Raw genomic sequence first — 22,954 nt, 5'->3', positions numbered from 1 at the left:
AGGTAGCCCATGGCTACGCAAATCTTCGTCAATCTGCCCGTACGCGATCTGCCCGCCTCAATGGCGTTTTTTACCCAGCTTGGCTTCAGCTTCAACCCGCAATTTACCGACGATACCGCCGCCTGCATGGTGGTCAGCGACACGATTTACGTGATGCTGCTGACCCACGACAAATTCAGGATGTTTACCCCGAACCCGATCGGCGACGCCAAACAGGCCACCGAAGTGTTGGTGTGCCTGTCGCAACCCAGCCGGGCGGCGGTGGACGAACTGGTGCGCAAGGCGATCGCCGGCGGCGGCAATACCTATCATCCGCCGCGGGACTATGGCGTGATGTACGGCCACGGATTTCAGGACCTGGACGGCCATATCTGGGAATTGATGTATATGGATCCCGCGGCGGTGCAGGCGCAATAAGCTCGCCGTGAAGCAGGTCGGCAGGGGCGCCGGATCGCCCCGTCTTTTCGCGCAAAAGCCATTCCCGCCGTTTTCTGCATAAATTGCCGCGATCTTTAGTTGATTAGACGCTAGGGAAGGCAGGATAATCGTTTGCCTTGAATAAACCACCATAAATCACCCGTACCGCGCGCTGTGAGTTAAACGTTTGCCTGGGTGCGCATCGCCGTTGGCGGTGTGGCATAAGGGCAGGGATGCGGAACGTGACGTAAACGATTACGTGGCGATCGGGCGCGGGCGAGATTACAGGCCTGCTGTGACGGGCCGATTCATGAAACACAGGGGAAGTAACCTATGTCGAACTCTCAAGCGAACCACGCCGCAAAACCAACCGGCGGGCTTGATGGCTATTTTAAAATTTCCGCGCGCGGCAGCAGCGTGCGTCAGGAGGTGGTGGCGGGGCTGACCACCTTCCTGGCGATGGTGTACTCGGTGATCGTGGTGCCGAGCATGCTGGGCAAAGCGGGTTTCCCGCCGGCGGCGGTGTTTGTCTCCACCTGCCTGGTGGCCGGGCTGGGGTCGCTGTTGATGGGGCTGTGGGCTAACCTGCCGATGGCCATCGGCTGTGCGATCTCGTTGACCGCCTTTACCGCCTTCAGCCTGGTGCTGGGCCAGCACATCAGCATTCCGGTGGCGCTGGGCGCGGTGTTCCTGATGGGCGTGCTGTTTACCATTATCTCGGTCACCGGCATCCGCGCCTGGATCCTGCGCAACCTGCCGATGGGCGTGGCGCACGGCACCGGCATCGGCATCGGGCTGTTTCTGCTGCTGATCGCCGCCAACGGCGTCGGCCTGGTGGTGAAGAACCCGCTGGATGGCTTGCCGGTGGCGCTCGGTGCGTTCACCTCTTTCCCGGTCGTCATGACGCTGGTCGGCCTGGCGGTGATCTTCGGCCTGGAGAAACTGCGCGTGCCCGGCGGCATTTTGCTGGTGATCATCGCCATTTCCATCATCGGCCTGATCTTCGACCCGGCGGTGAAATACCAGGGGCTGTTCGCCATGCCGAGCCTGGCGGACGCTGACGGCAAATCGTTGATCTTCAGCCTGGATATCATGGGCGCATTGCAGCCGGTGGTGTTGCCGAGCGTGCTGGCGCTGGTGATGACCGCGGTGTTCGACGCCACCGGCACCATCCGCGCGGTGGCCGGGCAGGCCAACCTGCTGGATAAAGACGGCCAGATCATCAACGGCGGCAAGGCGCTGACCTCGGATTCCCTGAGCAGCATCTTCTCCGGCCTGGTGGGCGCCGCGCCCGCTGCGGTTTACATCGAGTCCGCCGCCGGCACCGCCGCGGGCGGCAAGACCGGCCTGACCGCCACCGTGGTTGGCATTCTGTTCCTGCTGATCCTGTTCCTGTCGCCGCTGGCCTATCTGGTGCCGGTTTACGCCACCGCGCCGGCGCTGATGTACGTCGGCCTGCTGATGCTGAGCAATGTCACCAAGCTGGACTTCAACGACTTCGTCGACGCGATGGCCGGCCTGCTGTGCGCCGTGTTCATCGTGCTGACCTGCAACATCGTCACCGGCATCATGCTGGGCTTCAGCTCCCTGGTCATCGGCCGCATCTTCTCCGGAGAATGGCGCAAGCTGAACATCGGCACCGTGCTGATCGCCGTGGCGCTGGTGGCGTTCTACGCCGGCGGCTGGGCGATTTAAGCCGCTTGGGTTTCCCTCGCCCGCCGGGCGGGGGAGCCTGTTACGGCAATTCCCTTCTTAAGATAAGTCTTCTTCTGCTCTGCACCGCGTTTTGAAAGGCACAACAAGCTTTAACGGCTGTAAAAAAAGTGATCTACTATCGTGACCAACGCAGGCCCTGAGCCGATGTCGTCTGAATCGTAGAGTCTAAGGAAAGCATGGAAATCTTTTTTACAATCCTCATTTTGATCCTGGTGGTCTCCCTGTCCGGGGTGGTGACGCGCATGTTGCCGTTCCAGGTGCCGCTGCCGCTGATGCAAATCGCCATCGGGGCCCTGCTGGCCTGGCCGCATTTCGGGCTGCACGTCGATTTTGATCCCGAACTGTTCCTGGTGCTGTTCATCCCGCCACTGCTGTTTGCCGACGGCTGGAAAACGCCGACGCGCGAATTCCTGCATCACGGGCGGGAAATTCTCGGCCTGGCGCTGGTGCTGGTGCTGATCACCGTGGTCGGCGTCGGTTATCTGATCTACGCCATGGTGCCGGGCATTCCGCTGGTGGCGGCCTTCGCTCTGGCGGCGGTGCTGTCGCCGACGGATGCCGTGGCGCTGTCCGGCATCGTCGGCAAAGGGCGGATCCCCAAGCCGATCATGGGCGTGCTCGAGGGCGAGGCGCTGATGAACGACGCCTCCGGCCTGGTGTCGCTCAAGTTCGCCATCGCGGTGGCGATGGGCACCATGGTGTTCACCGTGGGCGGCGCGACCCTTGAATTCCTCAAAGTGGCGATCGGCGGCCTGCTGGCCGGCGTGGCGGTCACCTGGACCTACAGTAAATCGCTGCGGGTGATGAGCCGCTGGAGCGGCGACGATCCGGCGACCCAGATCGTGTTCCTGCTGCTGCTGCCGTTCGCGTCCTACCTGATTGCCGAACATATCGGCGTTTCCGGCATTTTGGCGGCGGTGGCGGCGGGGATGACCATCAGCCAGTCCGGCGTGATCCGCAACGCGCCGCTGGCGATGCGCCTGCGCGCCAACAGCGTGTGGGCGATGCTGGAATTCGTGTTTAACGGCATGGTGTTCATCATGTTGGGCCTGCAGCTGCCGGGCATTCTTGAAACCTCCATCCTGCAGGCGGAGCTGGATCCGACCATCCAGACCTGGTACCTGTTCGCCGACGTGGCCACCATCTACGCCGCGCTGTTGGTGCTGCGTTTCACCTGGCTGTGGGTGATGAAGAAGGCCAGCAACCGCTTTATGAAAAAGCGTCCGCTGCAGTTCGGCGATTACAGCACGCGTGAGCTGTGGGTGGCGTCGTTCGCCGGGGTGCGCGGGGCGATTACCCTGGCCGGTGTGCTGTCGATACCGCTGTTGCTGAGCGACGGCACCGCCTTCCCGGCGCGCTATCAGCTGGTGTTTATCGCCGCCGGGGTGATCCTGCTGTCGTTGATCGTCGGCGTGCTGGCGTTGCCGCTGCTGCTGCGCGGCGTGCAGGTCACCGACAAGAGCGCCAGCAAGCAGGAAGAGCGCATGGCGATCGCCATGGCGGCCGAAGTGGCGATTGAGAGCGTGAATAAAATGGAAGAGCGCCTGGTTGCCGATACCGAAGAAAACCTCGATCCGCAGGTGTTGAAAGAGGTCAGCTCGCGGGTGACGGGCATGCTGCGGCGGCGCATTGCGTCGAAAGACGATATCGAGAATGCGCTGGCGATGGAAAACCTCGAGCGGCGTTTCCGCCTGACGGCGCTGCGCGCCGAGCGCGGCGAGCTGTATCACCTGCGCGCCACGCAGAAAATCAGCAACGAGACGCTGCAAAAACTGCTGCACGATCTCGACCTGCTCGAAGCGCTGCTGATCGAACGCGAAGGGTAAATCTCAGAAGAGGAATAAACGTTTTCCTCTTTATTTCTGTTCTGAAGGGCCGCCTGTGCGGCCCTTTTTTTGGTTACTTGAGCGGCGGCCAGTAGTCGCGGCAGCAGGCGATCCAGGCCTGCGCGCTGTGCGACAGGTAGCTGCCCTGGCGCCAGATCAGGCCGATTTTCCACTCCATGCGCGGCTCCAGCGGCAGCCAGACCAGGTTTTCCTTGTCCAGCCAGCGGCAAACCGGCTCCGGCAGCATGGCGATGCCCACGCCGGCCTGCACCATCGAGGCGAGAAAGTCCCATTGGCCGCTGCGCACCGCGATTTGCGGTTCAAAGCCGGCCAGGCGAAACGCCTTCATCAGCATCTTGTACAGCGCAAAGTCTTCGTTATAAATCAGGATCGGGCTGTCGGCCAATTCGGCGATATTGATGCTGGTGCGGTTGAGCCACTGCGGCGTGCGCGGCGCCACCACGCACATCGGATGGCCCAGCAGCGGCAGAAAGGTCAGCGGCTGCGCCGAATCGAAGGGCAGCACCGTCATCGCCAGATCCAGTTCGCCGGACATCACCGCCTGTTCGACCGACAGCCCGCCCAGCTCGGAAATCTTCAATTCGATGCCGGGGTAGGTCTGGCGAAAGCGGCGGATCAGATCGGCGATCTGCCTGCCGACCATCGGCGGAATGCCCAGCCGCAGCACGCCCTTTTTCACCGAGCTGATGTCTTCCAGCTCCGCCTCCAACTGGCGGAACTCGTCGAGGATCGTCAGGCCGCGCTGGTACACCGCCTGGCCGCTGTCGGTCAGGCGCAGCTTGCGGCCTTCGCGGATCAGCAGCGTGCATTCCAGCTCTTCCTCCAGATGCCGCAGCATTTTGCTGATGGTGGGCTGGGTGACGAACAGTTTTTCCGCCGCGCGGGTGAAGCTTTGCTGGCGCACCACTTCAACGAAGTAGCGCAGGGTGCGGACATCCACGTTAGGGTTCTCCTTGGGGACGCTACCGGCGGGAAACTATTCCCGGACGGCATGATGACGATAATTTTAATTCATTTCAGGCGTGGTTTCCCGGCTGCGTATACTGTAGGCCGTCAATTATTGTTTGAGGTCATCTTTCATGTCTCTGGCGTTACGCCGCGTTGCCCCCTCCCTGCTGACCCGTTTGCAGGTGCCGATCCAGGTGGCGTTGTATGCGGCGCTGTTCCTGATCGCCGATCGTCTGGTGCAACAATTCCACCTGCCGCTCCCCGCTAATATCGTCGGCATGCTGATGCTGCTGGCGCTGATCCTGCTGCGCATTCTGCCGCTGAGTTGGGTCAAGGCCGGCTCCCGCTGGCTGCTGGCGGAAATGCTGCTGTTTTTCGTGCCGGCGGTGGTGGCGGTGGTCAACTATGCCCAGCTGCTGATGGTCGAAGGCTGGAAGATCTTTCTGGTGATCGCGGTCAGCACCATGCTGACGCTGGGCGCCACCGGGCTGGTGGTGGACAGGGTGTATCGGCTGGAGATTTGGCTGCAGCGGCGGAAGCAGCGCCATGAATGATTTCATCCTTAGCCTGGCCTGTTTTCTGGCGACGCTGGCGCTCTATTTCGCCAACAAGAAACTCTATCGCCGCCGTCGCACGTTGCTGCTGATGCCGCTGGTGCTGACGCCGATGATTCTGGTGTTGCTGCTGGTGGTCACCCACATCTCCTATCAGGACTACATCGGTGAAACCCACTGGCTGCTGTGGCTGCTGGGGCCGGCGACCATCGCCTTCGCGGTGCCGGTGTACGAGAACCTGCATATCATCCGTCGCCACTGGCTGTCGCTGACCGCCGGGGTAACGACCGCGGTGCTGGTAGCGGTGTACAGCTCGGTGTGGCTGGCGCGCCTGCTGACGCTGCCGGAAGAGGTGCAGCGCAGCCTGGCGGTGCGGTCGATCACCACGCCGTTCGCGCTGGAGGCCGCCAAGCAGATGGGCGGGCAGCCGGACCTGGTGGCATTGTTCGTGGTGATCACCGGGGTGTTCGGCATGGCGGTGGGCGACATTCTGTTTTTGCGGCTGGCTGTACGCAGCCGCCTGGCGAAAGGGGCCGGATTTGGCGCATCGTCGCACGGCGCCGGCACCGCCCGCGCCTATGAACTGGGGCCGCAGGAGGGCGTAGTGTCGAGCCTGGTGATGATGTTGGCCGGCATTATCACGGTGGTGGCCGCGCCACTGATCGGCCGGCTGATGTGGTAAGGAGGCGGTCTGCGGCGAACTGCGCCGCAGACCGTAGAGCGTCAAGGAAGGTTGCCGAGCATCGCCGGCGTGCGCGATGACTGCCGCAAGGCGCGTCCTATCTCCTCGTGGCTGAAGATAATGGAGTGATGATTGCAGGGCAACGGATGCACCTGCAGATGTTGACCGATTGCCGACAGGCCATTGTCGGCAATCGCCAGCAGTTCCCGCTCATCGCCCAGGCCGGTGATATTCAGATTTGCATCTTCGGTCGCCTTGAACAGCGTGATGCGTGCATGTTGCAACGGTGCGCTGAGCGTTTGTTTCGCCAATGCCAGCTCCGTCGGCTCTGCCTTTAAGGCCCGGTCGGCGGCCTCGCCGTCAATACCCAACATGGCCAGCATCGCCGCCAGCATGCCCGGCTCGCTGCGGATCTGGAATGGGGTTCGGTAGAAGGTATCAAGCAGGAACAGTTGGATATCGCGATAGCCCTGGCTTTCCAGTTGAGCGGCCATCTCCAGCGCGATCAGGCCCCCTAGCGACCAACCCAACAGACGGACGGGGCGCGCCGGCGACAGCCGCATATGGCCGAGATAATACGCCGCCAGCTCGCGTAGCGAAGTGATGTGCGGCTGTTGGAACAGGTTGTAATTGTTGATGCCTAACACATTGAAATCTTTCTCTAAATAGTTCGCCAGATCGCGATAAACATCGCAACCGGTGACGGCAGGATGGATCATCCAAACGCTGTCGGGGGTGATGGCGTGGTTCAGGCGCTCTACCTGTTTAAAGGTAAAACTGGCCTGATTCAGACGCGTCAACAGCTGCTGCAGGGGTTCGGAGGTGGCTGGAGCCGTTGCGGGCACGCCGTCGGTGAGAATACGAGCCTGGCCGCGCAGCGTCGAGTGAGCAAACAGCGTCTTAATGCCTAACGAATGCCCGTGTCGCTTCAGTTTAACCAGCAGTTGAATGGCGTGCAGCGAATGGCCGCCCAGCGCGAAGAAATCATCGTCGCGGCCAATGCGCGTTGTGCCCAGCAGTTCGCTCCACAGTTCGGCCAACTGCTGTTCCTGCTCGCCTTGCGGGGCTTCATAAGCAGCGGTTTCCTGCATGTTGGCCGGTGCCGGTAACGCTTTGCGATCCAGCTTGCCGTTGGGCGACAGCGGAAAAGCATCCAGCCGGATAAAACAGGACGGCACCATAAAGTCCGGCAGGTGTTGCTGCAATTGCCGACGCCATTCGGCGGCGTCGGCCGTTTGCTCTGGGGCGATGACATAGGCGACCAGGCGCTTGCCGCCGCTTTCGTCTTCCCGTGCCAGAATGGCGGCGTCTTCAACCCCTGAACACTGTCTGAGCTGTTGCTCGATCTCGCCTAATTCAATGCGCAGGCCGTGGATTTTGACCTGGAAATCGTTTCTGCCCAGATACTCAATGTTGCCATCCGGCAGCCAGCGGGCCAGATCGCCGGTTTTATACAGGCGAGCCTGCGGCTCGGCGCTGAAAGGATCGGCGATAAATCGCTCGGCGCTCAGCGCCGCGCGGTTCAGATAACCACGGGCAACCTGAATGCCACCGATATGCAATTCGCCGGCGATGCCAGGCGGTAACGGTTGCAGTTGGTCATCCAGAATATGGAGCTGGGTATTGGCGATCGGTTTACCGATCGGTACCAGTGGGCGAGGATCATCGGGCAGGCATTGCCAGCTGGAAACGTCTACGGCGGCTTCCGTCGGGCCGTAGAGATTGTGCAGTTCCGCCTGCGGCAACTGCTGCAGGCAACGTTGTACCGTAGCGAGCGGCAACGCCTCGCCGCTGCACACGATGCGTTTCAGGGAGGCGCACTGCGCCATATCGCCGTGGCGCAGAAACAGTTGCAGCATAGAGGGGACGAAATGCAGTGTGGTGACGCCATGTTGTGCGATGCAGGCGCTGAGATAATCCGGTTCCTGGTGACCGCCCGGTTTGGCGATGGCCAGCTGGGCCCCGACCATCATCGGCCAGAAAAACTCCCAGACAGAGACGTCGAAGCTGAACGGCGTTTTCTGCAGCACGACATCATCCGGCGTCAGTGTATAAGCCTTTTGCATCCACAGGAGTCGGTTGATCACCCCGCGGTGTTCGTTCATCACCCCTTTGGGTTTCCCCGTCGAGCCGGAGGTGTAAATCACATAAGCCAGGCTGCGCTGTGGATCGGCGGCCAGCGGCGGTGGGTTGCCATCCGGCGCTTGCCGCCACAGATGGCTCTCACGCTGAAGATGCAATCGCGGCACGGCGATATCGCGCAGCGGGTGCAGCGCGTGTTCGCCGCCATCGTCGATCAGAACGAATCTGGCACCGCAATCTTGCAGCATGTGGCGCAGGCGGTCTTGCGGATAGTCGGGATCGAGCGGTACATAGGCGGCGCCCGCCTTCAGGATGGCGTACAGGGCAATCACCATATCCGGGCTGCGGTTGACGCATACCGCGATGCGATCGTCAGGCTGTAATCCCTGCAGCCTGAGAAAGGCAGCCAATCGATTCGCCCGCTGATTCAGCTGTTGATAACTGATCTCGTGGTCCCCGTAGCACAGCGCCGGCGCTTCTGGCGTCAGCGCGGCCTGTCGTTCCAGGAATTGATGTACGCCTTGCGGCATGTCTGCCCATGTTTGTCGGGTTTCATTCCATTGATGGAAGATTTGCTGTCTTTCCTGCGGCAACAGCAGCGGTAACTGCCCCAGCGGCAGCGCCGGATCGCCGTCCAGTAGCGTGTTCAGCAGGTGCAGTATGCGGGCGGCGATGCGCTCACCGTCTTCCTGACTGAACCAGGCCTGATTGAAGTTGAACTCCAACAGCGGGTCGTCGCCCGGATGGTAATGGCGCAGGTAGACGCCGAGGGGCAGCTGTTCCTGACCGTGGTGCAGGTTTTCCACCTTGAACTGGCTGCCTTCCAGTTCGATGTCGGTCGGAAAAACCTCCAGAGAAAAGCTGATGTCGAACAGCTGGCGCCGCTCCTGCTGATGCAGGTTCAACTGGCGGTTGAGTTCGGCAATGGGAAAACGCTGGTGACGATAACACTGGCGCAGCTCGCTGCCGATTTGCCGCAGTAAGTGGCCGAAGGATTGCTGTGAATCGACCGTGATGCGCAGTGGGATCATCGAGGAAAACATGCCCAATGTTTGCTTATGTTCGGCGGTACTGCGGTTATGTACCGGCACGCCCAGCGTGAATTGATCGGTTTGCCAAATCCGGGCGAACCAGGTGGCCAGCAAAGCGCTAAAAAAATGCATTGCAGAACCGCCCTGCGCGGCGGCGTATTGTTCCAACTGTAGGAAACGCTCGCGTGGCAACCGCTTGATTATCTGATGGCTGGGGTAGGTTTGTTGCTCACAGTGATTTTGGCGGCGTTCCAGCATGGAGGGGGGCGCGTCGATGAAACGCTTCAACCAGAAATCACGATCGCGCTCGTAGCGTGGAGACTGCTGATAGGTGCGATCGCTGATGACGAAGTCTTGATAACGCGAGCGGGGGGCTTCGTTTTTTATCCCTGCTTTTAATTGTTTATAGCGCTCCATGATCATTTTGCTCAGCAGGGAAATTGAGGTGCCGTCCGCAATCAGGTGATGGGAAGCAAGCAGCCATAGCGTGCTGGATCCGCTGACTTTGGCCAGGTGGCAGCGCCAAAGCAGGCTGTCATACAGTGAATAAGGCTGCAGGAATTGAGAACGAAGGTGGGTTTCTGCCAGGCTGATGGCATCTTGTCTGTGCGAAAAATCGTGGTAATGCAGGTCGATATAGGCCCGGTCGCAGGTTTCCTGGGTAATGCCTTGCGGCGTTTCTTTCAGCGTGGTTTGCAACGCATCATGTTGTTGCTGTATTTGCCGTATGGCTTCTTGAAAAAGCGGTAGCGAAATCTCGCGCTCTACGCGCCATAAACACCCAACGTTATATAAGGGGATATCGGGGTTTAAAGATTGGTCTAGCCACACGGCTTGTTGCACGGTCGTCAGGGAATAAGCGGACACGGAACCACCTCCACAAATAAGGAATGAATCGAATTAAATAAAGTGAGTCGCAGCCAAGCACTCGAACATTATAAAAGGTGATTATTAAGTTGGCCTGTTTTCACATTAAATATTTTTAATAGTTTTGTTTAATTATAATAAATTCAATAATTTTACCATTAATGATTTATGTTTTATTTATTTTTAAACTGGTTTTTTGCCATTAATTTTGTGGCGTGTTAATCACGATTGACTGGCTTTTCTACGTGGTATTGGTAAGTGAAATTGTGTAATTAATTGTTTTATTTGTTTTTTTTGTTTTTGGTGAAAAAGGGCGGAACTGAGGCGGTTCGTGAGCGATAACGGAGTGGTATCTCAGCGGGCAAGTTCGGTTGCTTCTCCGCAAGAGATAACAGGCTGAATCATAAAAAATTATAAAGAATCTCTTATGCTGTATTATTATAAAAGAAATAATAATGAATAATAAGAAGTAAAGCTTATTGTGATTTCATGCATTTCTTTATTCGTAATTCTGCTGTTAACTTTCATAGGAGTATGACGCTTCAATTAAACTGCGATGAATGATCCGTTATTGGGCAATTAATGGATTAACTTTAATGAGATAATAAATGTGAAACGTTGATGCCGAGTGATACCCGAAATGAAAGACGCAACGAGAACCCTGTCTCGCTGCGGCTCGATCCTACGGGGAGGTAGCAGGTTAGCAGACGGCGGCTTTGACGAGTTCCACCACCAGCGGCGAAAGCTCGCCGCGCAGTGCAGCGCGTTCCGACTGGAACAGCGTGGCGACGTAAAAACGCCGCTCCGGCAGTTCGATGGCGCGCACGTCGCCTTCGGCATCGTGGCCGCTGATAATCAGCGGGAAGCGCTCAAGGTCGGCGACGAAGTCCGGAGCCACGCCAAAGTTGCAGTGGTAGCCTTCATGGGTGTTCAGGCTGCCGTAGGCCTGCGCGACGCGGGTGTCAGGCCGAAAAACGATGTCGCCGGTTTTTTCCACCAGCGAGCAGCTCAACGGAGCGATCACCAACCGGCCACCGCTGTCGGTTTCCGCATGGCCGGCGTCGTGCCAGCCCATCACGTTGCGGGCGTACTCGATGATGGCGTACTGAAAGCCGCCGCAGGAACCGAGGAACGGCACGTCGTTTTCCCGCGCATGCCTGATCGCCATAAAGGCGCCGTCGTCGTGACAATATGGGCTGCCTGGCACCACCCAGATGGCATCGAAATCTTGCAGGACATCAGGGGAGGTCAGGGTTTCGGTCGGTAGCCACTGGGGCTGCACGTCGATGTCGAGATGGGCGGCGGTGAGCTGGAGCGCCACGGGGATGGCCTGATGGGCCACGGCTTGCGGGTTGTAATCACCGACCAGAGCAATGCGGACTTGAGCTTTCATCATTTCCTTTCCTGTGCGGGTAAAGAAGGAGATTACAGGAAAGCGACATGTTGAGCCGCAGATTTTTTGAACGCGGCGCACAAAAAAGCCCGGCGTCGGCCGGGCTGGAAAACGGGGCTCAGTACAGCGACGGCGCGCCGACCGGCCGGGTTTTGAAGCGGCGATGCAGCCACAGATATTGCTCCGGCGCCCGCATGATCTCTTTCTCGATCACTTTGTTCATATAAGCCGCCGCGGCCTGTTCGTCGCTGAGCGGGTAGCCTTCCAGGGCCGGCTGGATCAGCAGGTCGTAGCCGCGGCCGCCTTCACGGCGGATCAGCACCACCGGCACCAGCGCCGGGTTGGCCATGCGCGCCAGCATGAAGGTGCCGCTGGTGGTGGCGGCCTGATCGACGGCGAACAGCGGCGCGAATACGCTGCCGCGCGGGCCGTAATCTTGATCCGGTGCGAACCAGACCGCCTCACCGCGCTTGAGTGCGTGCACCATGCCGCGCAGATCCTTGCGATCGATCATCGCCTTGTTGGAGCGCATGCGGCCCTTGGTTTGCGCCCACTCCATCGCCTTGTTGTTGTGCGGGCGATACATCGCCATCATCGGCTGGCACAGGCCCATTGCCCGGCCGCCCAGCTCAAGCGACATAAAGTGCACGCCGATCACCAGCACGCCGCGGTCGTCACGCTGCGCCATTTTGAGGTGGTTGATGCCGGAGACGTTAAACCAGCGCTTAACGCGTTTATCCGACCAGAACCAGGCCATGCCGGTTTCCAGCAGGCCCATGCCGAGGGACTCAAAGTTGCCCACTACTTTACGCTCGCGCTGTGTTTCGTCCATTTCGGGGAAGCACAGTTCGAGGTTGCGGCGGGTGATGGCGACGCGACGCTTAAGAAAGCGCATCGAGGTGCGCCCCATCCATACGCCAAGGCGGTTAAGCAGCGGGTAGGGGAGTTGCACCAGCAGGAACAACAGGGCCAGGCCGAACCAGGTCAGCCAGTAGCGCGGGTGCAGCAAGGAAAGTTGAAATCTCTTTTGGCGTTTCATAGCAGCTCGTTTATGCGTTAGGGGGTAGCAACCTGTAGCGCATAAAGGATCCACTCGATAGCGATACAACTACTCAGACACCCGGGGACGGCCAGGGTTTAGTCAGAATTCCATAATTGACTAAACATTTACATTCGAAGGGCGGTTTGCGCTGCTATCAGGCTTCGGAGGGATAGCTGTTGGCCAGCGGAGGCGGCTCTAGGAATGCGTATGTTAACACAGGGTACGGGGTACAGAGGAAGAGAGGCATGCGAATATTCTCATTCGCGTTGCCTCTGGATTGACGATTGGCGACGGTTTACAGGCTGGGGAGGATGATGGCGGCGAAAATGGCGGCGATCACCAGCCATTTCAGCAGATAGTAACCGCGGCGATTACGCGCCTTCAGGCGCTGGCCGGCGTCGCGCACCGCGTTGACGTATTTGAAGATGCGGTTGATGCCGCCGGTGCGATCCTGATCGTCGTTCGGCGAACTGGCCGCCGACATCAGCGTAGCGCCGACCCAGTGGTTGACCGCTTGCGCCCAGCGCCATTTCATTGGCCGCTCGACGTCGCAAAACAGAATGATGCGCGTCTGATCGGTGGCGTTCTGCGCCCAGTGCACGTAGGTTTCGTCGAAGATCACCGCTTGGCCGTCGCGCCAGCTGTGCTGCTCGCCGTCCACCTCGATGAAGCAGCGATCGTCGTTGGGCGTCATCAGCCCCAAGTGATAGCGCACCGAGCCGGCGTAAGGATCGCGATGTTTACCCAAATGGCTGCCGGGCGGCAGCTCGGCGAACATAGCCGCCTTGACCGATGGGATGCGGTTGAGCAGCTCGACGGTTTTCGGGCACAGCGTTTGCGCCGAAGGGTGGCTGTCGCTGTACCATTTCAGATAGAAACGTTTCCAGCCGCGTTTGAAGAAGGTGTTGAAGCCGGCGTCGTTGTGCGACTGCGCCTTTTTGATGTGATCCTGCAAACGCACGGCTTCCTCGCGGATCACCTGCCAGTTGTCGGTCAGCGTTTGCAGCTCCGGGAAGCCTTTTTCGTCGAAATAGGGTTGTTTGGCGGGCAAACGCGAGAAACCGGTCATAAACATGTTAATCGGCCCCATAAACGTGGAGTGATCGAACAGCTGACGGGTAAGCTTTTGTTTCTCTTTGCCGCGGGAGTGTGCGTAGAGGAAGCTGATGATAAAAATGCCGATAATGATCGCGGCAACCATAGAATCCATCCCTGTTGGTGCTTGTTAAAAATTCGTACAAATTATAGTTTTGTGACAGGAAAAATTTAACTTTTTCGTGCGCTTTCCCTGCGTGTGCTGCTTGTTGGCATAAAAAATCAATAAAATGATTTGTAATGAAATTTTATATCGATTTTTTTGGTTTTAGTCCTATTCTTAAATCGTTCAAGGGGTGTTTCATGCCATCTTGTTTCATGACGAATGGCACGTATCTGAGAAAAGAGGGACTTATGAAAAAATCAATCATTGCCTTGTCTGCACTGCTGCTCGCTTCCCCGGTGTTCGCTGCTGAAACCGCGACCGACACCGCCGCTCACGCCAGCAACGAAGTCGTCGCCGAGGCGCACAAAGGGGCGGATACCGCCAAAGAAAAGCTGCACCAGTCTCAGGACAAGGGTGAAGAGCTGAAGCTGAAAGCCAAGCATGCCGCCGAAGGCAAGAGCGACAGCGTCGGCAGCAAAGTGAGCGAAGGTTCGCAAAAGGCCTGGCATTCCACCAAACAGGGCTCGGAGAAGGCTTGGGACAAGACCAAGCAAGGGGCGGAAAGCCTCAAGAACAAAGTGACCGAGTAAGGTCTCCGCTTTACCCCAAGGGCCGCGCTGCGGCCTTTTTTATTGCCTGCAATCCAGAGCCGATGCCCCGCTTTGTCGCCCCGATTAAAACGTGAGAGTATTCTTCATCGACTGGCGACTCAATCGTAGGCAAGAAGGAAGCGCTATGAAATCCCACTGGATAAGGCGTTTATTGACACCCCCACCAGCCTGGACAGGCAGAGCATCGGTTATCTTGGGCCTGCTGGTGTTTGTGGTGTTGAGCGGGCTGGATAGCCTGGGCGTGGATTTGGACGGGTGGAAGCGCTACGTGATGATCGCGGGCGTGGCGGGTATTTGCTATTTCTTTGCCGGATATATCGATAAGCGCATTCCGCGCAAATCCTCGCCCATGTAGGCACAAGTCAGAAAAAGAAAAAGGCGCTTATCAAATGAGATAAAGCGCCTTTTCAACACGTTAACTGACTAGTATCAGTTCATGCCGTATTTTTTCAGCTTCTTGCGCAGCGTGCCGCGGTTGATGCCCATCATCAGGGCTGCGCGGGTCTGGTTGCCACGGGTGTATTGCATCACCATGTCCAACAGTGGCTGTTCAACTTCAGCCAGTACCAGCTCATACAGGTCATTTACGTCTTGACCGTTCAGTTGAGCAAAATAGTTCTTCAGTGCTTGTTTAACCGAGTCACGCAGAGGCTTTTGAGTCACCTGATCTTGTGAGTTAACGGTAGAAACGGTCAGTACGTCAGAATTTACGCGTTGTTCGAACATAGTTCTGTCAGCTCTTTTTTTACGCTAAGATTTTCGAAATATGCCTCCAACGCCTCCAGCTGTTCGCTGGCATCCTCTATGGCGTTGAATGTGCGCCGAAACTGGTCATTCGGAGCGTGTTCCTGGAGATACCAGGACACGTGCTTACGAGCAATCCGGAATCCCTTGCCTTGGCCATAGAAGCCGTGCAATTCCCGAATGTGCCCAATCAACAAGCGCTTCACCTCGCCAAGCGGCAGCGGCGGCAGCAACTCCCCAGTGTCCAGATAATGCTGGATTTCCCGGAAGATCCAGGGTCTCCCCTGAGCAGCGCGGCCTATCATCAGGGCATCGGCCCCGGTGTAGTCGAGCACTGCTCTGGCTTTATGCGGGTCAGTAATATCCCCATTCGCGATAATCGGAATGGAAACACTCTGCTTAACTGCCCGAATGCTGTCGTATTCCGCGTCGCCGTTAAACAGACAGGCGCGGGTTCGGCCGTGAATCGTCAGGGCCTGAATACCACAGTCTTCGGCCAGTTGGGCAATCTCTACACAGTTACGGTGCTCTGGCGCCCAGCCGGTGCGAATCTTCAGCGTTACCGGCACATCCACCGCGTCAACCACCGCGTGGAGGATCCGTTTTACCAGATCCGGGTACTGCAACAAGGCGGACCCGGCAAGCTTCCGGTTCACTTTTTTGGCCGGGCATCCCATATTGATGTCGATGATCTGCGCGCCGCTGGCCACGTTGATACGCGCGGCGGCGGCCATATCATCAGGATCGCATCCGGCAATCTGCACGGAGCGGATCCCTGGTTCATCGCTATGCACCATACGCAGACGCGACTTATCCGTCCGCCACACCTCCGGGTTGGAGGAGAGCATTTCGGATACAGCCATCCCAGCACCCATTGCATGACAGAGGGTTCTGAACGGGCGATCTGTAATACCGGCCATCGGGGCCGCAATCAGGCAATTAGTAAGCTGGTGGTGTCCAATGCGCATAGACAAAGAGTGACCATACTGTGTCCGCAAGGGCGCGTATATTACGCATTTTTGCGCCGAGATGAAAGGCCAAACTTTAACCAATTGGCTCGCTATTAGGGCAAAAAATGCGCTGCGCAGTGATTCATAAAAATATTGTATATATTTTACAATGAGTTGACGAAAAGTGCTTATTTTGTGTGCGGTAAAATATTCGCCTTTGCGCAGGATATTATCTGCATTCGCCCGCTATTTTTGCCGGGATAACCTGCCTGGAAGGCGCATTGTCAGGGCGATCCATCGTTGAAAGGCAAAAAATTGCATAAAATTTTGTCTTGCCCGTGGGTCGATCGCCGGACAAAAAAATCCACCGGCGCGGGGCCGGTGGATGAGGGAGCAATATATCGTGACGCTTACTTACGGCGGCCGGTGATGCGGCACCACTCTTCACGCTCGGCGACCGGATCGAGCGTGAACTTCTCTTCGTAGGCTTCCGCAACGCTGCTCGCCTGGCTGGCCAGCACGCCGGACAGCCCCAAATGACCGCCGGCCTTCGGCAGGCAACCGATCAGCGGCGCCAGTTCGCGCAGCGGGCCGGCGAGGATGTTGGCGACCACCACGTCCGCCAGCAGGTCCGCCGGCTGGTCTTTCGGCAGATACAGCTCCAGACGCTCTGAGACGCCGTTACGCTGCGCGTTGTCGCGGCTGGCCTGAATGGCCTGGGGATCGATGTCGATGCCGATAGCGCGCGCCGCACCCAGCTTCAGCGCGGCGATCGCCAGGATGCCGGAACCGCAGCCGAAATCGATGACGGTTTTGCCGGCCAGATCGAGGCCGTCCAGCCACTGCAGACACAGCGCGGTGGTCGGGTGGGTGCCGGTGCCGAACGCCAGGCCCGGATCGAGCATCACGTTGACCGCGTCGGGATCCGGCACGTCGCGCCAGCTCGGGCAGATCCACAAGCGCTCGCCGAAGCGCATCGGGTGGAAGTTGTCCATCCATTCGCGCTCCCAGTCCTTGTCTTCCAGCTGCTCTATCTTGTGGCGGAATCCGGCGCCCAGCAGCGGGTGCTGTTCCAGCATCGCCACCACGTCGGTCATATCGGTTTCCGCGTCGTACAGGCCGATCACATCGGTATCGCCCCACAGCAGGGTTTCACCCGGCAGTGGCTCGAACACCGGGTTGTCGTGGGTGTCCTGGAAGGTCACCGACACGGCGCCGCTTTCCACCAGCGCGTCGCTCAGGTCTTCCGCCTGGCTGCCGGTGGTGTTCAGTTTGAGTTGGATCCAAGGCATAGCAATTCTCTTCAAGAGGGTAATGATGACGCCGCCCGGCGCTTTTCGCCGACGACGTTACCGAGATAAAACGCCAACAGGCTGAGCAACAGCGAAGGCACGATAGGATGCAGCCCCGCCGGTTGCAGGTTGAAGCTGGCCAATAGCGTATAGCATACCGCACCCGACACCATTGAGCTAAGCGCTCCCTGAGCATTGGCGCGTTCCCAATACAGGCCCAGCACCAGCGGCCACAGGAAGACCGCCTCCAGCCCGCCGAAAGCCAGCAGGTTGAGCCAGATGATCATCTCCGGCGGGCGCCAGGCCGCCAGCAGCACCAGCAGGCCGAGGATCAGCGTGGTCAGGCTGGAGAAGCGCTTGATCAGCCGCTCGTTGTGGATCTGCTGCGGCCGCACGCCAAGGTAGAGATCCTTGATGATGGTGGCGGAGGATTGCAGCAACTGGGCGTTGATGGTCGACATGATCGCCGCCATCGGCGCCGCCAAAAAGATCCCGGCGGCGTACGGCGGCAGCACGGTGATCATCAGCGTCGGGATCACCTGGTCGGGGATCTTGAGATCCGGCAACACCGCGCGGCCGAGCGCGCCGGCCAGGTGCATGCCGAACATCAGCACCGCCACCACCACGGTGCCGAGCAGAATGCCGCGATGCACCGCCTTGCTGTCCTTGTAGGAGATGCAGCGCACGGCGGTGTGCGGCAGGCCGATCACCCCGAAGCACACCAGGATCCAGAATGACGCCATAAACGGCAGGCTGAGGATCTGATCGCCGCCCTGCGGCGACACCAGCGCCGGATCGATCTGCTGCAGTTTGCTCACTGCGCTGTCCAGTCCGCCGGCGGCATGGATCACTGCCACCAGCAGCAGCACGGTGCCGAGCAGCATCACCAGCCCCTGCATGGCGTCGTTCAGCACGCTGGCGCGGAAGCCGCCGAAGGCAGTGTACAGCGCGATGCTGATGCCGAAGATCAACAGGCCGGTGTCGTAAGGAATGCCGGCGGCGGTCTCCAGCAGGCGTGCGCCGCCGATGAACTGCACCGTCATGGCGCCGAGGAACGCCACCAGCAGGCTGAGGCTGGCCAGCCACACCAGCAGGCGGCTTTGGTAGCGGCCATACAGCATGTCATTGAGAGTAATGGCGTTGTAGCGCCGCGCCAGGATGGCGAATTTCTTGCCCAGCACGCCGAGCGACAGCCACACCGCCGGCAGTTGGATCATCGCCAGCAGCACCCAGCCCAGGCCGTATTTGTAGGCGGCGCCCGGCCCGCCGATAAACGAACTGGCGCTGATGTAGGTGGCGGTCAGGGTCATCGCCAGCACAAAACCGCCCATCGAGCGGTTGCCGAGGAAATATTCGCTGAGGAAGTTTCCGTTCTGGCGGCGTCGATAGGCGTACACCGACAGGCCGAACACCAGCAACAGGTAGGCGACCAGCGGCAGGATCACTTCAGTTTGCATCGCGGTCCTCCAGCGAAATGTCGCGGAACACCGTGCGCACCATCAGCCAGCACAGGCCGATGAACAGCAGCGGCACCAGCAGGCAGGCCATTTCGAACCAGTGCGGCAGGCCGGTGACGCCGATGGCGCTGTCCGGCAGGTAGGCCGCCAGCCCCCAGGCCAGCAGGTAGAGCAGCGTCAGCCCCAGCGCCCAGCGCGCTTCGCGGTGCGCCTGAATAAAGCGTTTGTCCATCAGTGTCCCCCATAGGTTTACGATGATGGCTTGTGACAAGAACAGATGAAGGAACAGGATTGTACGGAATGTGCGGCGTTTGGCTAATAAATTATTCACCTTTCCGGTGAACGCAACGGGACGATGGAAAGAAAAGAGGGGGGTAAATATATAAATTCTTACCGGTTCATTTCGATGAGAAAATAATTAAAGAGAATGGGAAAGGAATGGGTTTTATATTGGTTGGCGCAACCGGAATCGAACCAGGTGACCTCTGTGAAGTATGACACAGCGCTCTACCACTGAGCTACACGCCTGCAATAAACAAATTTATAACATCTCCTGCTCATTCATGTAAATAGATTTCTTTTATTTTTTGGCATTAAATAAATCGTTCGATTAAATAATGACCCGCATATTCTTCGCTATTTATTTACTGTGATTAATATCACGATAAAGCCGCCCCGTTAATACGTTTAAACAAGGGCGGCGTTAATTAGCGGGTTAACAATGTCACGCGGTTATCGTTCTTTTCTCAGATATTCTTTCCGAAATAGTATAAAGAACGATGACGCCGATGCATAAAAAGAACATCACGGCATACAGGGCGCCACCGCCACCTTGTTTTAACAGCAAACCGCCGACAAAAGGGGCGAGCGCCAGGCCAAATTCGTAAAACGTGGCGGCACCGAAGTAAGCCCCTTTTAGGTTAGCCGGCGCCATACGATCAATTTGTATATTGAGCGTAGGGAACAGGATGACTTCGCCGAGGCTGAGCAGGAACATGGCGACCAACCACAGCACCCAGCTTTCACTGGAAACCAGCAGGAAGACAATTTGTGAAAGCGCGAGAAAGAACACGCCCAGGCTGGTTTTCAGTGCCAATGACATGCGACGGGTAAAGCGCTCGGTGAAATACTGCAGCGTTATCACCGTGGCTGCATTGATGAATATCAGCACGCTGAGCAGGTATTCGGGGTTGTACACCTGGCTGATCATGAGGTATTGCGGCAGCGTCACGTCGATCTGCCCGTAGACCAGCATCACCAAAATGTTGGCGACTACCAACACCTTGAACGCCTGATCGTTCCAGATAATCCGCAAAGAGCCAATGAACGAGAAGGTGGCGTTGCGCGTTTCTTTACCGTGCCCCGCTTTGAATACCGCGAGCACCAGCAGCAAATAGCAAAGGAACGACAATGCGGTGACGAAGAAGGTGGCCTTCTGCGCCGTCAGCCCGAGAGCGACACCCACTAATGGGCCTACGGCTGCGCCCACGTTCATCAGGAAGTAGCGGATGTTCAACGCGCGTTCTCGCTCTTGCCTGTCATGGAGAATATCGCCGATCACCGCTTTGCTGGCAGGTTCGATCAATGAGCGCGAAATGCCATTGAGTAAAATACCGACAAAATACCACGCCGGTGAGTTGGCCAACGCAAGTACGCTAAATGAAATGATAGCGGCAATTGCACCGAGAATAATCAACGTGCGACGGCCATATTTGTCTGATGCGCCACCGAAGAGATAGCCGAAAGAAATAGACACGATAAGTGATACGCTCATCATGACGCCGATTTCCACCGGAGTCATCGCGTAGTTATTTCTCATGAGAATGGTAATGAATGGCCAAATCATGAAAAAGCAGGCGCGCGTCAAAAACGTCCCGATAAAGATAACCCATATTTCTTTTGGGAAATAAGGGATGAATGTTGACCTCAAGGCGGTTTCTCCTTAAATGTTGCTCGTCGTCTGTTGAACCGAGTGTATTACACCTTTTCCAAACTTTCCTTTTCCCATCGGTTAGCCAGAGTGAGTAACGGCGTCACTCCGGTTTCTCTAATCCTCGCGATGAGATTTTTCCGCTGATCGAAGATAACCGGATGCGGGCTGATGCCTTGAATAATCGCGGCGACAGTCGCCGAGACTGGCGCGCTATGCGCCAGCGTTGGAATCGCCAGAACGTTCATGCAGTATTCGAACATGGAATCGACGGAGTTCAATTTACCCAACATCAAGAACGTCATTTCATCTCCGACGAGGGTAGCGCCAAGGCTGTCGAATATCATTTTGACTTGCGCCACGGGCTTCTCTTTCAGATGGAAACTGAGCAGTGCGCGGAACTGGTCGCGATTCAGACGGCCCTGTTTCATCTCGTCATTCAGCATGGCGAGTGCCTGGCGTACATAATTTTCCTCTTCGTTGAACAGATCTGCCGAAGCGCAGCGGAAATGTTGTTTGAGGAAATACCAGTGAAAGACATATTTGCCGTCGAATTCAAGGCGAACAACGTTGGTGAAGTCTTCCAGATCGTGCCGTTCCGGGTGGAAGTCGCTGAGATCGCAACGAATATCGATGCCGGAAGAGGAGGCGATTCGGCGGCAAATGGTGGTGATATCAGCTTCGCCCAATAGCGCTTGCAGCATATGCTGCATGTTGTTGCCGCCGGCGGCCAACTCGCAATAGGCGTCTTTGCCTGGCGTCAGGTATTTGATTCGGTTGTCGCGCGCATTGAGTGATGAGGCAATTTCAGCCCACTGGTTATGTACTTCCTGGCTTCTGATCGTTTCCAAACGAGGGTTTTTTTCATAGAACGCGATGACGCGCGGATCGACAGCCAGGCCGCTGCGTTTGAGTATTCCGGCGTCAAGCTGCGCGCTTGCTTGGTTTTTCACCAGGACATTGATGAAGTTGCGCAGCGAACTCTCCCCGCAATCTGAGAACGAGACGTCAGAATCCGGCGCGGGGCGGCAGGTTTTGGTGATGCACAGCGGCGGAAAATAGCGGCCGTACACTTCGCGATCGTAATAGTCATGGCAGCGATCGGGGAAGTGCGTCTCGCCCGTCGCCGTTTCGCCGAACAGCTCCCCGCTCAGTTCCCGCAGTTGCTGCATGTAGGCGGTCAATTTGCCGAAGTTACCCTTGCATTTCAGCCACAGCGCCGCGTTGAGCAAATGAAACACCTCCCTGTCGTGCTCGGCGGTGCGGCTGGCCGCGATCAGTAAACGACATAAGTTGTGCAACTCGGCCAGCAAGCTGTCGCGATCGGCACAGTGGATACCGACGTAATCCTGCACACGTCGCGGCAGATAGCGGTGATACTTGTTGAAAGGCAGATGCAATGCAATGAAGTCAGCGCTGAATCCCTCGGTTTGCAGCCGTGCGACGGTGCTTTCGGTAAAATTTTCCGCCAGCATGCTGGCGCGCAAGGTGGCTTCATCTTTTTGCTGGCGGGCATGTTCGACGGCGGCCTGCGCGTTTTGCCAGGCGGGGAACAGGCCGGCTTGATGCACGGCTTCTTGCTGCGCCGCATTCAGGCGTGCTTCCAGCTCGGTGATTTCGGCATTGAGCGCCAGCAGCTGCGCCTCTTTATTCTCAGCAGCGCTCTTGCCCAGCGTTTTTTTGCCGGCTTTGAGCGCGGCGATCGCGGCTCGACATTGTTGGATCGGCGCCTGCTGCGCTTTAACGGCGTTTTCCGCCTGTTGCAGGATCTGATTCAGCGCTTTTTCTTGCGCTTTCAAATGGGCGCCGAGGGAGAGCGCTTCGCGTTCTGCGGCTGCGATCTGCGCTTTTGTGTCCTCGAACTGTTGCAGTACGCTGTCGCAAAGCCGGCGTATTTGCACAGAAAGCCGATGTTGCTGCTCAATGGCAGCGTGAAAGTCCGTTTCATCTCGTACATGCTGATATAACGAGGCGATATCATTGTCGGTGAAACGCGGGCTGCTCATGAAAGCCACCAGCCGTGCAAGGGTGGAGGGGGAAAACCAGGTGAACGGATTCTTCACCTCTTTGCTTACGTCAAACTCGACCAGGTCAGTACGGTAGAACAACGCGCGCGCCACCTGGCCGATCGGGTGTTCGGCGCCAAGAAAACGGTAATACTTTTCCGCGAGTTCGTTGTTGCACCACAGC

Annotated in this window: 19 protein-coding genes and 1 tRNA gene; 7 read left to right on the top strand and 13 right to left on the bottom strand. The window is 57.7% G+C overall.

Going from position 1 to position 22,954, the window contains the following annotated elements; translation table 11 throughout:
• Positions 1-9: 9 nt before the first annotated feature.
• From ACJ8PN_RS14910 to ACJ8PN_RS14900, 3 genes are all read left to right on the top strand, one after another.
• Positions 10-417 carry a VOC family protein gene (locus ACJ8PN_RS14910; RefSeq protein ID WP_015379207.1) on the top strand — a complete coding sequence of 136 codons (408 nt, stop codon included), beginning with the start codon at positions 10-12 and terminating at the stop codon, positions 415-417.
• A gap of 333 nt (positions 418-750) precedes the next feature.
• The gene (locus ACJ8PN_RS14905; RefSeq protein ID WP_004936819.1) at positions 751-2,112 is read left to right on the top strand and encodes an NCS2 family permease; all 1,362 of its coding nucleotides are present in this window, start codon (positions 751-753) and stop codon (positions 2,110-2,112) included.
• Positions 2,113-2,309: 197 nt separating this feature from the next.
• Entirely contained in the window at positions 2,310-3,959 is a 1,650-nt protein-coding gene (locus ACJ8PN_RS14900; protein ID WP_004936822.1) for a Na+/H+ antiporter, read from the top strand.
• 73 nt (positions 3,960-4,032) lie between these two features.
• On the opposite strand, the gene ACJ8PN_RS14895 is transcribed toward ACJ8PN_RS14900, so the two are convergent.
• Complete coding sequence (locus tag ACJ8PN_RS14895; protein ID WP_004936826.1) at positions 4,033-4,920, bottom strand: LysR family transcriptional regulator; 888 nt, start codon at positions 4,918-4,920, stop codon at positions 4,033-4,035.
• A 139-nt stretch (positions 4,921-5,059) separates the two neighbouring features.
• Between ACJ8PN_RS14895 and ACJ8PN_RS14890 the strand changes: the two genes are divergently transcribed.
• Together ACJ8PN_RS14890 and ACJ8PN_RS14885 are read left to right on the top strand one after the other, a co-directional pair.
• The gene (locus ACJ8PN_RS14890) at positions 5,060-5,482 is read left to right on the top strand and encodes a CidA/LrgA family protein (protein ID WP_004936830.1); all 423 of its coding nucleotides are present in this window, start codon (positions 5,060-5,062) and stop codon (positions 5,480-5,482) included.
• Positions 5,475-6,164 carry an LrgB family protein gene (locus ACJ8PN_RS14885; protein ID WP_004936833.1) on the top strand — a complete coding sequence of 230 codons (690 nt, stop codon included), beginning with the start codon at positions 5,475-5,477 and terminating at the stop codon, positions 6,162-6,164. Before ACJ8PN_RS14890 ends, ACJ8PN_RS14885 begins: the two co-directional genes overlap by 8 nt.
• A gap of 41 nt (positions 6,165-6,205) precedes the next feature.
• Here the strand turns inward: ACJ8PN_RS14885 and ACJ8PN_RS14880 are convergent, their stop codons facing one another.
• The 4 genes from ACJ8PN_RS14880 to lpxO form a co-directional block, all read right to left on the bottom strand.
• Positions 6,206-10,144, bottom strand: coding sequence for a non-ribosomal peptide synthetase (locus ACJ8PN_RS14880; protein WP_442535029.1), 3,939 nt, complete (start codon positions 10,142-10,144; stop codon positions 6,206-6,208).
• A 700-nt stretch (positions 10,145-10,844) separates the two neighbouring features.
• The gene (locus ACJ8PN_RS14875) at positions 10,845-11,540 is read right to left on the bottom strand and encodes a CTP synthase C-terminal region-related (seleno)protein (RefSeq protein ID WP_351109517.1); all 696 of its coding nucleotides are present in this window, start codon (positions 11,538-11,540) and stop codon (positions 10,845-10,847) included.
• 115 nt (positions 11,541-11,655) lie between these two features.
• The gene (lpxP, locus tag ACJ8PN_RS14870) at positions 11,656-12,576 is read right to left on the bottom strand and encodes a kdo(2)-lipid IV(A) palmitoleoyltransferase (RefSeq protein WP_033631986.1); all 921 of its coding nucleotides are present in this window, start codon (positions 12,574-12,576) and stop codon (positions 11,656-11,658) included.
• A 298-nt stretch (positions 12,577-12,874) separates the two neighbouring features.
• Positions 12,875-13,780, bottom strand: coding sequence for a lipid A hydroxylase LpxO (gene lpxO, locus ACJ8PN_RS14865; RefSeq protein ID WP_004936848.1), 906 nt, complete (start codon positions 13,778-13,780; stop codon positions 12,875-12,877).
• Between the two features lie 248 nt (positions 13,781-14,028).
• On the opposite strand from lpxO, the gene ACJ8PN_RS14860 reads away from it, so the two are divergent.
• Together ACJ8PN_RS14860 and ACJ8PN_RS14855 are read left to right on the top strand one after the other, a co-directional pair.
• Positions 14,029-14,370 (top strand): hypothetical protein, encoded by a 342-nt coding sequence (locus tag ACJ8PN_RS14860; RefSeq protein WP_004936850.1) that lies wholly within the window; start codon positions 14,029-14,031, stop codon positions 14,368-14,370.
• Positions 14,371-14,515: 145 nt separating this feature from the next.
• Positions 14,516-14,746, top strand: coding sequence for a hypothetical protein (locus ACJ8PN_RS14855; RefSeq protein ID WP_131165448.1), 231 nt, complete (start codon positions 14,516-14,518; stop codon positions 14,744-14,746).
• A 74-nt stretch (positions 14,747-14,820) separates the two neighbouring features.
• Here ACJ8PN_RS14855 and fis read toward each other — a convergent pair whose 3' ends face one another.
• The 8 genes from fis to ACJ8PN_RS14815 form a co-directional block, all read right to left on the bottom strand.
• Entirely contained in the window at positions 14,821-15,117 is a 297-nt protein-coding gene (fis, locus tag ACJ8PN_RS14850) for a DNA-binding transcriptional regulator Fis (protein WP_000462905.1), read from the bottom strand.
• Positions 15,099-16,103 carry a tRNA dihydrouridine synthase DusB gene (gene dusB / locus ACJ8PN_RS14845; RefSeq protein WP_004936856.1) on the bottom strand — a complete coding sequence of 335 codons (1,005 nt, stop codon included), beginning with the start codon at positions 16,101-16,103 and terminating at the stop codon, positions 15,099-15,101. Before dusB ends, fis begins: the two co-directional genes overlap by 19 nt.
• A 392-nt stretch (positions 16,104-16,495) precedes the next feature.
• Complete coding sequence (prmA, locus tag ACJ8PN_RS14840; RefSeq protein ID WP_048325615.1) at positions 16,496-17,377, bottom strand: 50S ribosomal protein L11 methyltransferase; 882 nt, start codon at positions 17,375-17,377, stop codon at positions 16,496-16,498.
• A gap of 11 nt (positions 17,378-17,388) precedes the next feature.
• Positions 17,389-18,834 (bottom strand): sodium/pantothenate symporter, encoded by a 1,446-nt coding sequence (panF, locus tag ACJ8PN_RS14835; protein WP_004936863.1) that lies wholly within the window; start codon positions 18,832-18,834, stop codon positions 17,389-17,391.
• Positions 18,824-19,066, bottom strand: a complete 243-nt coding sequence (locus ACJ8PN_RS14830; RefSeq protein ID WP_004936865.1) for a YhdT family protein — start codon at positions 19,064-19,066, stop codon at positions 18,824-18,826. The genes panF and ACJ8PN_RS14830 overlap by 11 nt, the downstream gene beginning before the upstream one ends.
• Before the next feature lie 219 nt (positions 19,067-19,285).
• Positions 19,286-19,362 (bottom strand) — tRNA-OTHER (locus ACJ8PN_RS14825).
• Between the two features lie 196 nt (positions 19,363-19,558).
• A complete protein-coding gene (locus ACJ8PN_RS14820) occupies positions 19,559-20,764 on the bottom strand; it encodes an MDR family MFS transporter (protein ID WP_033631989.1) in 1,206 nt (401 codons plus the stop codon).
• A gap of 47 nt (positions 20,765-20,811) precedes the next feature.
• Positions 20,812-22,884 (bottom strand): hypothetical protein, encoded by a 2,073-nt coding sequence (locus ACJ8PN_RS14815; RefSeq protein WP_442535028.1) that lies wholly within the window; start codon positions 22,882-22,884, stop codon positions 20,812-20,814.
• Positions 22,885-22,954: the final 70 nt, after the last annotated feature.

The organism is Serratia sp. CY76391 (genome assembly GCF_052166695.1).
Classification (GTDB): Bacteria; Pseudomonadota; Gammaproteobacteria; order Enterobacterales; family Enterobacteriaceae; genus Serratia; species Serratia nematodiphila.
This window is presented reverse-complemented; position numbering and strand designations above follow the sequence as displayed.